The organism is Pectobacterium araliae (assembly GCF_037076465.1).
Lineage (GTDB): Bacteria > Pseudomonadota > Gammaproteobacteria > Enterobacterales > Enterobacteriaceae > Pectobacterium > Pectobacterium araliae.
On record NZ_AP028908.1, the window covers coordinates 962,564 to 975,632 of the forward strand.

13 protein-coding genes, 1 tRNA gene and 2 pseudogenes are annotated in these 13,069 nt (G+C 49.5%); 8 read left to right on the forward strand and 8 right to left on the reverse strand.

Annotated elements, in window-relative coordinates; all coding sequences use genetic code 11:
- Window positions 1-140: 140 nt before the first annotated feature.
- Window positions 141-1,061, forward strand: coding sequence for a DUF4062 domain-containing protein (locus tag AACH44_RS04345; protein ID WP_338659511.1), 921 nt, complete (start codon window positions 141-143; stop codon window positions 1,059-1,061).
- 160 nt (window positions 1,062-1,221) lie between these two features.
- On the opposite strand, the pseudogene AACH44_RS04350 reads toward AACH44_RS04345, so the two are convergent.
- From AACH44_RS04350 to AACH44_RS04365, 4 genes and pseudogenes are all read right to left on the reverse strand, one after another.
- A pseudogene (locus AACH44_RS04350) lies at window positions 1,222-1,469 on the reverse strand (CcdB family protein).
- 47 nt (window positions 1,470-1,516) lie between these two features.
- Window positions 1,517-1,735 carry a type II toxin-antitoxin system antitoxin CcdA gene (gene ccdA, locus AACH44_RS04355; RefSeq protein WP_261847314.1) on the reverse strand — a complete coding sequence of 73 codons (219 nt, stop codon included), beginning with the start codon at window positions 1,733-1,735 and terminating at the stop codon, window positions 1,517-1,519.
- A gap of 14 nt (window positions 1,736-1,749) precedes the next feature.
- The gene (locus AACH44_RS04360; protein WP_261847315.1) at window positions 1,750-1,998 is read right to left on the reverse strand and encodes a helix-turn-helix domain-containing protein; all 249 of its coding nucleotides are present in this window, start codon (window positions 1,996-1,998) and stop codon (window positions 1,750-1,752) included.
- An 84-nt stretch (window positions 1,999-2,082) separates the two neighbouring features.
- Window positions 2,083-2,337: a helix-turn-helix domain-containing protein gene (locus AACH44_RS04365; RefSeq protein WP_261847316.1), complete on the reverse strand. Its 255-nt coding sequence runs from the start codon at window positions 2,335-2,337 to the stop codon at window positions 2,083-2,085.
- A gap of 70 nt (window positions 2,338-2,407) precedes the next feature.
- Between AACH44_RS04365 and AACH44_RS21175 the strand changes: the two are divergent.
- A pseudogene (locus AACH44_RS21175) lies at window positions 2,408-2,650 on the forward strand (helix-turn-helix domain-containing protein).
- 84 nt (window positions 2,651-2,734) lie between these two features.
- Here AACH44_RS21175 and AACH44_RS04375 read toward each other — a convergent pair.
- Window positions 2,735-2,810 (reverse strand) — tRNA-Phe (locus AACH44_RS04375).
- Between the two features lie 314 nt (window positions 2,811-3,124).
- On the opposite strand from AACH44_RS04375, the gene AACH44_RS04380 reads away from it, so the two are divergent.
- The 4 genes from AACH44_RS04380 (at window position 3,125) to AACH44_RS04395 (ending at window position 7,533) form a co-directional block, all read left to right on the forward strand.
- A complete protein-coding gene (locus AACH44_RS04380) occupies window positions 3,125-3,256 on the forward strand; it encodes a hypothetical protein (protein ID WP_261847317.1) in 132 nt (43 codons plus the stop codon).
- Window positions 3,257-3,487: 231 nt separating this feature from the next.
- Complete coding sequence (locus AACH44_RS04385; protein WP_261847318.1) at window positions 3,488-5,641, forward strand: ornithine decarboxylase; 2,154 nt, start codon at window positions 3,488-3,490, stop codon at window positions 5,639-5,641.
- Between the two features lie 504 nt (window positions 5,642-6,145).
- Complete coding sequence (locus AACH44_RS04390) at window positions 6,146-6,769, forward strand: reverse transcriptase domain-containing protein (protein ID WP_338659246.1); 624 nt, start codon at window positions 6,146-6,148, stop codon at window positions 6,767-6,769.
- The gene (locus AACH44_RS04395; RefSeq protein WP_338659245.1) at window positions 6,766-7,533 is read left to right on the forward strand and encodes a group II intron maturase-specific domain-containing protein; all 768 of its coding nucleotides are present in this window, start codon (window positions 6,766-6,768) and stop codon (window positions 7,531-7,533) included. Before AACH44_RS04390 ends, AACH44_RS04395 begins: the two co-directional genes overlap by 4 nt.
- Before the next feature lie 77 nt (window positions 7,534-7,610).
- Here AACH44_RS04395 and ansP read toward each other — a convergent pair whose 3' ends face one another.
- Both ansP and AACH44_RS04405 read right to left on the reverse strand, forming a co-directional pair.
- Window positions 7,611-9,062, reverse strand: coding sequence for an L-asparagine permease (gene ansP, locus AACH44_RS04400; RefSeq protein WP_261848226.1), 1,452 nt, complete (start codon window positions 9,060-9,062; stop codon window positions 7,611-7,613).
- 297 nt (window positions 9,063-9,359) lie between these two features.
- Window positions 9,360-9,989, reverse strand: a complete 630-nt coding sequence (locus tag AACH44_RS04405; RefSeq protein WP_261848227.1) for a TetR/AcrR family transcriptional regulator — start codon at window positions 9,987-9,989, stop codon at window positions 9,360-9,362.
- Window positions 9,990-10,277: 288 nt separating this feature from the next.
- Between AACH44_RS04405 and AACH44_RS04410 the strand changes: the two genes are divergently transcribed.
- Entirely contained in the window at window positions 10,278-11,486 is a 1,209-nt protein-coding gene (locus tag AACH44_RS04410; RefSeq protein WP_261848228.1) for a Tm-1-like ATP-binding domain-containing protein, read from the forward strand.
- Window positions 11,487-11,498: 12 nt separating this feature from the next.
- Window positions 11,499-12,332 carry a phosphoenolpyruvate hydrolase family protein gene (locus AACH44_RS04415; protein ID WP_261848229.1) on the forward strand — a complete coding sequence of 278 codons (834 nt, stop codon included), beginning with the start codon at window positions 11,499-11,501 and terminating at the stop codon, window positions 12,330-12,332.
- Between the two features lie 120 nt (window positions 12,333-12,452).
- On the opposite strand, the gene AACH44_RS04420 is transcribed toward AACH44_RS04415, so the two are convergent.
- On the reverse strand, window positions 12,453-12,863 hold the full coding sequence (locus AACH44_RS04420; RefSeq protein WP_137739248.1) for a DUF2628 domain-containing protein: 411 nt from the start codon (window positions 12,861-12,863) through the stop codon (window positions 12,453-12,455).
- Window positions 12,864-13,069 lie beyond the last annotated feature (206 nt).

Below are 13,069 nucleotides of genomic sequence, written 5' to 3' on the forward strand. Positions count from 1 at the left end.
TTACAGTTTTAGATTATAAGAGCTTAATGTGGAAAAAAATATCAAGTATTTCTTAGTTCTACCTATGAAGATCTGCAACTCGAGCGTGAACAAGCTATAAAGCTGTTTTAGATCTCGGCCACATTCCGGTCGGAATGGAGATGTTCAGTGCAGCTGATGAGCATCAATGGGAGCTAATAAAAAGACAAATTGAGCAAAGTGATTATTATATTTTAATTCTTGCACATCGTTATGGTTCCGAAACGCCTGAAAAAATAAGTTATACTGAAAAAGAATTTGATTATGCTATAGAAAAAGGAGTTCCTATTTTAAATTTTATTATTGATAATTCAGCTCCATGGCCCAATGACTTTGTTGAAGCTAACGTAGCAAAGAAAAAGAAATTAGATAAATTTAAAGATAAAGTAAAGAATAAACTGGTTCAATTTTGGGTTAATAAAGAAGACCTGCATAGTAAAATTACTATTTCATTTGTGAAAGCAATGAGTAGAAATCCTAGAGTTGGATGGGTTCGCAGCAATGAAGTAATTAATAATCCTGATGTGACAAATGAACTCTCTCGCCTTAGCAATGAGAACTCTTCTTTGAGAAAAAAAATTGAAGAGTTAAGTCGACTTTCTCATGAGAATGTTGATGAGGTCGAAAAGACTGTTGAGATTATGAGCTATAACGAACGAGTAATAAGAATTAGGTCTACTTCAAAATGGGATGAAGCGAAAAGGTATAGCACTAACCTTCTGGAAATATTCCTTTCTATTGGCCCTAACCTCATTGTTGAAAACTCATCTCAAGCAATATCAAATAATATTGCCTTGAGCTTCATTGGAACTGGTTACTATAAAACTTGGCCTGTAGGTTCGAATATTATTACAAAATATTTGGCCGATTTTGTGGCTTTAGATCTTGTTGAACCATCTAAGAAAAAACATTCAGTTAGCGATAATAATTTGTATTGGAGTTTAACAAAATTAGGTAAGTCAGTTTTAAAAAGAGCCCATAGAATACAACTTGAAAAAGGATTAATAAAAGATACTGGTGATGAAAAGGAATCTGAGAAATAAAATATTATCTTTCTTATAAATAATTTGTTAAAACCATAGGTGAAATAATATTCTGTGGTTTTTATTCTTATCTTATTTATTTAAATATTTACTTGAAATAAATTATCTGTATCAGTCCTTATCAATGTGCAGCATTTTGTCGATTGCTACTGATTGATGTTCAAATCCCCCAAAACATAAGATTGATAGCATCCTTAATCTCATCGGCATACTTGCCAAGATCCGCGATAGTCTCACCAATCACCTCAACCGGAATGCAAGATAGTTCAGTCGTCATCAGCCGATAGTCTTCGCCGTCGATGCAGATCTGCGGGAACAGCGTTTTATTCACTTTCTCAGACAGGTGATGTGATTCGATAAGCGGAATGACCATGCGCCGTCAATATCACTTTGTACGTCAACAAGCATTTTGTAATGAATGGTGTATTTGGTTTAATAAACAAAGAATTATAAGATCACCAGTTCCTGTTTTCATCAGCAAAGGAACTATTCTGCGCGATAAATCGGGCGATTTCTTCCATTTCTTCGCGATTTTCCTTCTTCCACATCTTAGTTTTGATGCGGTGGGCTTCTTCGCCTATGACGTCATTCACTAGACCAGAAATAGGTATCCCGGCAGCATTGGGAATCTGGTTATCGTCTTTGTCCACGGCAATGATAATCCGGCTTTTCATTGCCGTGTTCCTCTTTAACTAAGCGATTTATATTTTGCAGGGATCTTAGCAATAATGCTGGTGGGGTCTAGAGAAAGTAAGCGGGCGATATGGATAAATTCTACGATGTCTAACCTTCTTTCTCCGTTCTCAACCTTGGCGATAAACGATTGTGGACGCTCTAGCGCAAGCGCCAGATTTCCCTGCGTGATCCCTTTGGCAATGCGTGCTTCACGTAATGCCTTGATAACGATTTGATATTCATCAGAGTAAACAGAAGCCATCGATTCAACCCCATAAAATTTGGGATCAAATATCAGTCGCTCGCTGCTTTATCCCAAAACGGGATAAGTGGTTTTTTGTGTTGATTACTTAATGCTATCTATCTGTATTTTATTCGCTATTCTTTCTAAAACACTGGAAGCATCTACAGATAGCAGGTGAGCGATGTGGACAAATTCAACAATATCTAACCCACGTTCCCCATTCTCAATTTTGGCTACAAAAGACTGAGGTCGACCTAAAGCGTTCGCCAAATTTTCTTGGGTTATGCCTTTTTCGATTCTGGCCTCTCGCAGTATTTTTATAACTGATTGATATTCATTTGAATAAATCGATGCCATTTTGGTGATCTTGATAAATATCCCAAAATGGGATCATTGAATTAATTCATCACAGGGAGAGGTTAGAGAATTGGATAAGCACGATTGGCATCCGGCAGACATTATTGCTGGCTTAAGAAAGAAAGGAACAACGTTGGCGGCGGTATCAAGGGCGTCTGGATTAGCGTCTTCAACACTCGCTAACGCACTAACAATACATTGGCCCAAAGGTGAGAGATTAATTGCCTGAGCATTAGGAAAGCAGCCGGAGGATATCTGGCCGTCACGGTATCAAGGCACGAACATGAATCATGGGGAAGGGGAGGTGGGATAACACTCTTGTAGAGAATCGAACCCTATTCAGAACCCATTCCCCAAAAGCAAAAAACCAGCCGTTAGGCTGGTTTCTTTAAAATAGTGGTGCCCGGACTCGGAATCGAACCAAGGACACGAGGATTTTCAATCCTCTGCTCTACCGACTGAGCTATCCGGGCAACGGGGCGCATTAAACCGTATTGGCCGCACGGCGTCAACGGGTTTCTGTCACAAAGCTGAGCGCCTGCGCTATTTTCAGGCAATTGTATTATTTGCTAGCCAGTTTCTGGCGATCCTTTCAGCATGCTTAGCGTGGTAATGTTTCTTCCCGATACGCGCAGCATGTTTCGTTGCACTTTTTACCGTGTTGAGTGCGGGCTGGATTGTTGAATTTGATGGAGAATAATGCCACTATTGCGCGGTTTTTTAACGTCTCGTTCACCTGAACGCCCCTTTAAGCGTAGTTAGCGTGTAGCTAAAGAGGATCGCCGATATGTCAGATTCATTGCTCATGGTGCAGCACGCTCGCGCCAGCTCGTTGATGACGTCACTGCGTGTATCTTCTTATCACCCCTGCGCGGTTTACTTTTCTTCCCGTCGATTATCCCCCTTCACCATGCGGTGAGGCGTTCGTTCGCTCACTGTTAGGCATGAGTAAAAATAGAGTACGGCTCTGCTTTTACTGATGTCTATCGGATGGTGCTGGCTCCAGTTTTTCCATTCTTAGCCTACAGTTTACCTGTAGGGATCATACGCTTGTCGTTATTGATTGGCATTGTGATTGGTCGGGATTGTTATCCCTGAACGGTGTCTTCTAGGCACGTACACTTACCCTTAACCGTTTGGGTTTGGTTACATGAAACAGTTAAAAATTGCGGCGAATGCAGCGGTTGCCACCCGTTTAATCACAACGCGCGAGATTGTCGCGTTGAGTCAGACCGACTTCACTGATGTGGCGGCGGTCGTGGTTTCTATTGGAGAAGCCCGTAGCGGTATTCTGTCGATATTGCAGCACACCGGCTTTAGCATTCCGGCGTTTGTCGAAGAGCCTGATGAAGATAAAGAGTTAGATGTTCTGCCTGCGGGCAGCGAATGGCTGATTCTCGATGACGAAGGCGAGCACGCGAACGTGCTGGAACGTGCAGCGAAAGCCTATCAGGATGCGCTACTGCCGCCGTTTTTCGATACGTTGACCAAGTACGTCAACATGAAAAATACGACGTTTGCCTGCCCGGGGCATCAGGGCGGTCAGTTCTTCCGCAAGCACCCAGCGGGGCGTCAGTTTTTTGAGTTTTACGGTGAGAATGTTTTTCGTTCGGACATCTGTAATGCCGACGTCAAACTGGGTGATTTGCTGATCCACGAAGGCGCGGCGAAGAAGGCGCAGAAGCACGCTGCGCGCGTGTTTAACGCCGATAAAACCTATTTCGTGTTGAATGGCACCTCTTCTGCGAACAAAGTGGTGACAAACGCGCTGCTGGCACGTGGCGATCTGGTGCTGTTTGACCGTAACAACCATAAATCCAACCATCACGGTGCACTGATTCAGGCCGGTGCGACGCCGGTCTATCTGGAAACCGTGCGTAATCCGTTCGGCTTTATCGGCGGCGTGGATGCGCACTGTTTTGATGAAACCTATCTGCGCAAGCTGATTGCGGAAGTCGCGCCGGAACGCGCCAACGAGCCGCGCCCGTTCCGTCTTGCCGTCATCCAGCTCGGCACCTATGACGGCACGATTTATAACGCGCGTCAGGTGGTCGATAGCATCGGGCACCTGTGTGACTACATTCTGTTTGACTCCGCCTGGGTCGGCTACGAGCAGTTTATCCCGATGATGGAGCAGTGCTCGCCGCTGTTGTTGGATCTGAATGAGAACGATCCGGGCATTTTTGTGACTCAGTCGGTGCATAAGCAGCAGGCGGGTTTCTCCCAGACCTCGCAGATCCACAAAAAAGATACGCACATCAAAGGCCAGCGTCGCTTCTGCAATCATAAGCAGTTGAATAACGCCTTTATGCTGCATGCCTCGACGAGCCCGTTTTATCCGCTGTTCGCCGCGCTAGACGTCAATGCCAAAATGCACGAAGGGGCAAGTGGACGTCGTATGTGGATGGACTGCGTGAAGCTGGGCATTGAGGCTCGTAAGCAACTGCTGACGCGCTGTTCGCTCATCAAACCGTTCGTACCCGTGACGGTGGGCGGCGCGCTTTGGCAAGATCACGATACGGAGACGATCGCGCAGGACGTGCGCTTCTTCAACTTTGAGCCGGGCGAGAAATGGCATGCGTTTGAAGGGTACGCGGAGGATCAGTATTTTATCGATCCCTGCAAGTTACTGCTGACGACGCCGGGTATTGATGCGATCAGCGGCGATTACACTGAATTCGGTATTCCGGCGACGATCCTTGCCAACTATCTGCGCGAGCACGGCATCATCCCTGAAAAATGCGACATGAACTCGATTCTGTTCCTGTTAACGCCTGCGGAAGACGGCGCAAAAATGCAGGAGCTGGTGAATGCGTTGGTGCATTTCGAAACGCTGATCGCCCGTGATGCGCCACTGAGCGAAGTGCTACCCAGCCTATATCAGAAATACAAAGAGCGCTATCGTGGCTACCGACTGCGTCGGCTGTGTCAGGAAATGCATGATTTTTACGCTCAGCACAACGTGAAAGATCTGCAAAAAGCGATGTTCCGCAAAACCGAGTTCCCTTCCGTGGTGATGCTGCCACAAGATGCTAATAGAGAATTTGTGCGCGGAAATATCGAACTGATTCCTATCGACGAAGCGGAAGGGCGTATCGCGGCGGAAGGCGCATTGCCATACCCACCAGGTGTGCTGTGTGTGGTGCCGGGTGAAACCTGGGGCGGGGCGGTACAGCGCTATTTTCTGGCGCTGGAGGCGGGAATTAACCTGCTGCCCGGCTTCTCCCCAGAATTGCAGGGTGTCTATAGCGTCGCGGAAGAAGATGGCAGCAAGCGTCTGTACGGTTACGTAGTAGAAGCGTAACTGTGGTTAAAAGATTCAGGCTCAGAAACGAGCCTGAATTTTCTCTTTGTGCGCCGGGCATGGCGCGTAGCGCCTTGACGGGCGCTGTCCGTTGACTGTAGTGGTCAAGGGGCGACTTGGCGGTGAAAGTCCTCTACACACCCGGCAAGGGGAAGTGTTAGCCGAACGGCAAGGGTGCCCACCGCGAGGTGGGATCTGAAGGAAGCTGAAGGCAAAATGCTGGCCTGACGAACAGGAAGCAGTTTAGGCGGCACAGCGGGGTAAGGTGGCAAATATCATCAAAGCCCAATACTTGCACAGAACGCTGTGACGTAAAGCTGACAGGCATAAGCAGGAAGGTCGCGCGAATTACCCCGGGAGGGCTGCACGTTTGCTTCAGGGCTACCGAGCGTCGAGAGGCGACGGGATGAACGTGCAGCAGTCAGCCGAAGCCGTAGTAGTGCTGCATAACTGGCAGCATGAAGGGCTGAACATGATTAACCGTGATTAGGACACCGATACTCGATGGGAATTAATGAGGCACAAGCGCAGAGCACTGCGGCCAGCGGCAGAGGAGACGGACAGTATCCGTCAGTGCTGCATGAGGGTGCTGAAATCCCCACGGCGGTCGGTGGGCAAACGAAAGCGGAAATGCCGTTGACGATGGAAACGGTGATAACGAGAGAGAACCTGATGCTGGCCTATCAGCGCGTGGTGGAAAACAACGGCGCGGCAGGGGTAGATAACCTGAAAGTGACGGAGTTGAAGCCGTGGCTGAAACAGAACTGGGCGAGTATCAGGCAGGCATTGATTACGGGCGCCTACCAGCCGCAGGCGATACGCAGAGTGGATATCCCAAAGCCGGACGGCGGCGTGAGAACCCTGGGTATCCCGACGGTAGTGGACAGGCTTATCCAGCAGGCGATAGCACAACAACTCAGTCCGGTCGTGGAGCCGCACTTCTGCGAATCGAGTTACGGGTTCAGAAGTAACCGCAATGCGTGGCAGGCAGTGCAACAGGCACAGCGCTACATACAAAGCGGGAAACGCTGGGTGGTCGATCTGGATCTGGAAAAGTTCTTTGACCGGGTGGATCATGACATTTTGATGTCACGTCTGGCGAGGCTGTCAGGGATAAACGGCTGTTGAAACTGATACGTCGCTACCTTGAAGCGGAAATGACGAACGGGTGCGAGACAGAGAAGCGAGGTAAGGGAATGCCGCAGGGCGGACCGTTGTCGCCGCTACTGTCGAACATTCTGCTGGATGAACTGGATAAAGAACTGGAGCGTCGAGGTCACAGCTTCTGTCGCTATGCGGATGACTGCAACATTTACGTGAGCAGTCGCAAAGCAGGCGAGCATATCTTTAGGGCAATCAGGGTGTACCTGAGAGACATACTGAAGCTAAAGGTCAATGAGCAGAAGAGTGCGGTGGCGCGACCGTGGGAGCGTAAGTTCCTGGGATACAGCGTGACACGGCACAAACAGACCCGACTGAAGATCGCAGGGAGCAGTGTCGAGAGGCTGAAGGAGAAGATCCGTAGCCTGACGACAGGGCACGCGACGAAATCAGTGAAAGGCGTAATCAATGAACTCACACCGATACTGCGAGGCTGGATGAGCTACTTCAGATACACGGAAGTAAAAGGAGTTCTGGAGAAGATTGACGGCTGGGTCAGGCGTAAACTGCGCAGTCTACTGTGGCGGCAATGGAAACGAACGTATACGCGAGCCCGAATGCTAATGCGAGCGGGCTTGTGTGAAAAGCGAGCGTGGAGGTCGGCGAGTAACCAGCGAGGAGCGTGGTGGAACGCGGGGTCGAGTCACATGAATGATGCGATAAAGACGGCGCAGTTCAGACGACTCGGCTTGATATCACTAGTGGAGCAGCAACGGCAGTTCCAGAGTTAACATGAACCGCCGTATGCGGAACCGCACGTACGGTGGTGTGAGAGGACGGCGGGAGTAATCTCGCCTCCTACTCGATCTTAACGCAAATCAGATTCCTGCTGATTGGCGAGTTTCACCGCTTCACGCTGCTTTTTCAGCCCGCGCCAGCCGATAATCAACATGATCGCCAACACTGGAACCGTCGCAATCGTCCAGGTGCCATTCGGGTAATCAAACGCCATTAGCCCCAATACGCTCACCAGAAAAGCCAGCGTTAGCCATGATGTCACGGGCGCACCGGGCATTCTGAACGCTACCGGTTTGGCTTTCCCTTGACGGATCGCTTTACGCAACTGCATCTGACACAGAATGATGAATGCCCAAGAGCAGATAATGCCGAGCGAGGCGATATTCAGGACGATCTCAAACACTTGTGATGGCACCACGTAGTTCAGTACCACGCCGATAATGTGGATGCCGACTGTCACTAAAATACCGGTATAGGGTACGGACTGACCGCTCATTTTTGACAGGAAGGCAGGAGCCGAACCACCCAGCGACAGCGAACGCAGAATACGCCCCGTCGAATACAGACCGGAATTCAGGCTGGACAGCGCGGCAGACAGCACCACGATATTCATGATCGTCCCGATATAGGGAACACCCAGCTTGCTGAAGAAGGTCACGAACGGGCTTTGTCCGGCCTGATAGGCGTTCCACGGCAACAGGCAGACCAACAGCACAACAGAACCGACGTAGAACAGGCCGATACGCCAGATGACGCTGTTGACCGCTTTCGGCAGCACCTGCTCTGGGTTTTTACATTCGCCTGCCGTGGTGCCGATGATCTCAATACCGGCAAAGGCAAATATCACCCCTTGAACCAGCACTAGCGCGGGCAGAATGCCGTGCGGGAACAGGCCGCCGTTATCGGTAATCAGATGCAGGCCGGGTGTGTTGCCATCCAGCGGGCTGCCCGTGCCGAGATAGACCGTGCCGACCACCAGAAAAATGGTGATGGCCGCGACCTTAATCAGTGCGAACCAGAACTCCATTTCAGCAAACCACTTCACGCCGATCAGGTTCATCAGCGTGACGATGGACAGCGCACCCAGCGCAAACAGCCACTGGGGTACATCGGCAAAGGTGCCCCAGTAGTGCATGTAGAGCGCGACGGCGGTGATGTCGACAATCCCAGTCATCGCCCAGTTGAGGAAGTACATCCAGCCTGCGACGTAGGAGGCTTTTTCACCCAGAAACTCACGCGAGTACGACACGAAGCTACCACTGGTAGGGCGATGAACGATCAGCTCGCCCAGCGCGCGCAGGATGAAAAAAGAGAAGATGCCGCAAACCAGATAGACCAGTGCCAGCGCTGGTCCTGCCATTTGCAGACGAGCCCCCGCGCCAAGAAACAGTCCGGTGCCGATGGAACCGCCAATTGCGATCATCTGTACGTGGCGGTTGCCGAGACTTTGGTGATAACCCTTTTCGTGGAGACGCTGCTGAGCAGCATGATGCTCGCTATTGGTTGAGGAATGTTGTGTCATTTACTCGGTGTTTTCCTGTCTGTCACGCATCTCTTGGCGATACGTTTGATATTATTAATTAACATTCAAATGGTTATGTTTTTTATAGTGCGTAGCAACGCGGTAAGCCGCATAGCAGAAAACAACGGCAGCGATGCTACCTTTTCCTGCGTTCCGTGGCAAAAAATGGATAGCAGGAAAGAGTGTCAGAGAATGATGGTGTCTGTATGGGAGTACGGTGTATTAGACGGGAAACGAGCTTCTCCGCCCCGGCGCTATGATGGGTAGCCGAGGCGAGGTATTACATGACTGCGTTCGTTAGGTTTTTTGTGAATCTTCCTGCGCGGCGTCTTCTTCCGCCTGCCGTAAAATAGCTTTGGCGACCCACTGCGTGACATCCTGAATGCCGTCTTCTTCCAGGTGCCAGATATCTTTTAGCACCAGGAAAACTTCGGAACCGTAAATGAGCGATAGGGCATAAATCACCCGTTGTTGCGCTTCAGACGTGATTTGTCCTTCGAGTGGTTCGGTAGCCATTTTGAGCAGGCGTTTGCGGTTGCCGCGTGTCAGCGTATCGGTGTGCTGTCGATTAGAACGGCGATCGGCCCATTGCTGAAGCGAAAGATGCAAGGCTGCTCGCAGCGCACCTTCATGCTCCAGCATCCTTGGATAAGCAAAACGTAGCAATTCGGCAACGCGTTCGCTGGCATCTGGCTGTGTTGGGCGCCACGCCAGAATCGGGCCAAGACTTTCGCCGACAACGGCAGAAACTAACGCACTTTGCGTCGGAAAATAGCGGTAGGCCGTCGCGCGTGAAAGCTGAGCCGCAGCGGCAACATCGGTAATGGAAGGGAATATGCCTTGGTCGAACATATTCATGGCGGTATCGATCAGTAAACGACGGGTTTTCGCCCGTGTTGATGTCAGTTTTTCATCCCGTTCAATCACATAGACCTCATTGAATTTTCGGGCCGGACGCTATCGGGCAGCACGGCGTTATCGTCTGAACTATAGCAAATTGAGTGATTCTTGTGCCACGTCAAGCTTTCTTACTGTTAGTTTAATGTCATACATAACATTTTGAGACTTTCATCTCATTTAGGTATTTAATGATTTGTCTTTCTGATACTCAAGTCTCAATATGGTGATAAATTAATCTCATCTGTTTTTGTTTTATTGTAATTGTTATTTATATCAATCTGTTAATTGTTTCTCTAACGGTGGGAGGGATACCAAGTGGGAAGTGAGGTTGGCAGCGTTTATATTGCAAGTACAGCGGATACTAAAGGGAAAGAACAGATTTATGTCCGCGATCTGATTGTTGAGACGGGCTTGAAAACCGTCACGGTCGATCTCTCAACGCATTCGCGCATGTCGAATGCCACAGATATCAGCGCAGAAACGGTGGCATCTTACCATCCGCAGGGCGCATCGGCGGTGTTTTGCCATGACAGAGGACAAGCGATTAGCGCCATGGCCGTTGCATTTGAACACTTCATGCTGTCCCGCGAGGATATTGGTGGTGTGCTTGGTCTTGGCGGTTCCGGTGGAACCGCGTTAATCACTCCCGCTATGCAGGCTTTACCGATAGGGATGCCGAAACTGATGGTCTCGACCATGGCTTCCGGCGATATTTCCGGCTACATCGGTGCCAGCGATATCAGCATGATGTATTCCGTTACTGATGTGGCGGGTCTGAACCGCATTTCCCGTCAGGTTCTTGGTAACGCTGCGCACCAGATCGCGGGGGCGGTGAAGTTTCATATTCAGGAACATCGTGAAGATAAGCCTGCGATTGGCCTGACCATGTTTGGTGTTACGACGCCCTGCATTCAGGAAGCCAGTAAGTTGCTGGAGACGGCGTTTGACTGTCTGGTCTTTCATGCGACGGGCAGCGGCGGTAAAGCGATGGAAAAGCTGGTGGACAGCCGTTTGCTCACTGGCGTACTCGATCTCACGACGACGGAAGTGTGTGATTTCCTGTTTGATGGCGTGCTGGCTTGCGGGTCGGAACGGTTCGATGCGATAGCGAAAACGCAGGTGCCTTACGTGGTGTCCTGTGGTGCGCTGGACATGGTGAATTTTGGCGCTCCCGCTAGCGTGCCGGAGAAATACGCGCATCGTTTGTTCTACAACCACAATGCACAGGTCACTCTGATGCGTACCACGATAGACGAAAATATTGCCATGGCGCGCTGGATTGGAGAGAAGCTCAATCGCTGTGAGGGCGAAGTGCGTTTCCTGATCCCTGAAGGGGGTTTTTCCGCGCTGGATGCGCCAGATCAAGCATTTTGGCACCCAGAAGCACGTGACGCGTTTATCAATACGCTGGAGAGCGTCGTTCAGCAAACGGCAAGACGACAGATTATTCGTCTGCCTTTCCATATTAACGATCCTTTATTTGCCCACGCGGCTGTCGATGCGTTCCGGGCATTAGTGAAGTAAAAAGGGAAAAGCATGATGTCAGGTATAACGCGTCAGGAACTGCTAGCAAAATTCCGCGCAATGATTGCCCGCCGTGAGCCGATTATCGGCGGTGGTGCGGGAACGGGGCTTTCCGCAAAATGTGAAGAAGCGGGTGGTATCGATCTGATCGTGATCTACAACTCCGGTCGCTATCGCATGGCGGGGAGGGGGTCGTTGGCTGGCCTGTTGGCATACGGCAACGCGAATGAAATCGTCGTGGATATGGCGAAAGAAGTGCTGCCTGTCGTGAAGCATACGCCAGTATTAGCGGGGGTGAACGGCACTGATCCTTTTTGCCAGTTCGATAAGTTTCTGGATGACTTGAAGGCGCTGGGTTTCTCTGGCGTGCAAAACTTCCCAACGGTGGGGCTGATTGACGGTAATTTCCGCGCCAACCTGGAAGAAACCGGTATGGGATATGCGCTGGAGGTGGACATGATTCGTCTGGCGCACGAAAAAGACATGCTGACCACACCTTATGTGTTTAGCGCAGAAGATGCGGTCGCGATGACGAAAGCGGGCGCGGACATTATTGTCCCGCACATGGGGTTAACCACTGGCGGCAATATTGGCGCGGAAACTTCGCTGAATCTGGCGGATTGCGTTCCGTTGATTAATCACTGGGCGGATGCGGCAAAGGCCGTGCGTAAGGATGTGATTGTGCTGTGCCACGGCGGGCCGATTTCAACGCCGCAGGATGCACAGTTCATTATGGATCACTGCCCGCAGTGTGATGGGTTTTACGGTGCCAGCTCGATGGAGCGGCTGCCGACAGAAACAGCGTTAAAGGCTACGACACAGCAATTCAAAAAAATTAAGCGTTAACAGACTTTTTTGGCTCTATATCCGCCGATGTCCTAAAGCAGGAAGAAGGCAGGTAAATTTTGCGCCAATATCAGGGAATGCGGCCAGCACATGCTGGCCGTAGTTTTATGCGAACGAAGGTTAGAACATGCCTTCAAACGGGTTCCAGCTTTTGCTGTCCTGGGTTTCTTTCAGGTAGTAGGCATAGTTAGCCGTTGATGCCCACATTAAACTGAGACCGAATCTGACAGCGTTGTCCGTATATTCGGGAAGTGGGATGTTGGCAAATACCTCAAGACACGCAAAAACCGCACCAACGGCAACGGAGATGCCAAATAACGTCAGGTTTTTACGCCAGAGTCCCAGCACAAAGAAATAAATGATGCTGAAAAAGAACGCGATGAAGTTGAAGTTCAGCAGCATTTTTGTTCCAAATGTTGCATTTTTAAATCCATCCTTGAAGGCTGGCGACTTAGGTCCACCAAACTCATTATAAAACGAGAAGCGCGTTTGCCATTTTTTTGAGTATTGCTTCCCTACGGTGTTTTCCATAACCGATCCCTTATTTAGTATTGTGAATAATATTGCTGTAAATAATTTCGGTAGCGATTTTACTGGCTGAGGTTCTTTATCGCCACTATGGGTTTTTTTTGTAATGCTTTCCTTTAATGCTTTTTTTATACCGTATTGTGGTAGTTTAATTTTATTATTAATAGCTCCCTAATTTTTTGTCGTTACTGCCATATTCATCGCATCAG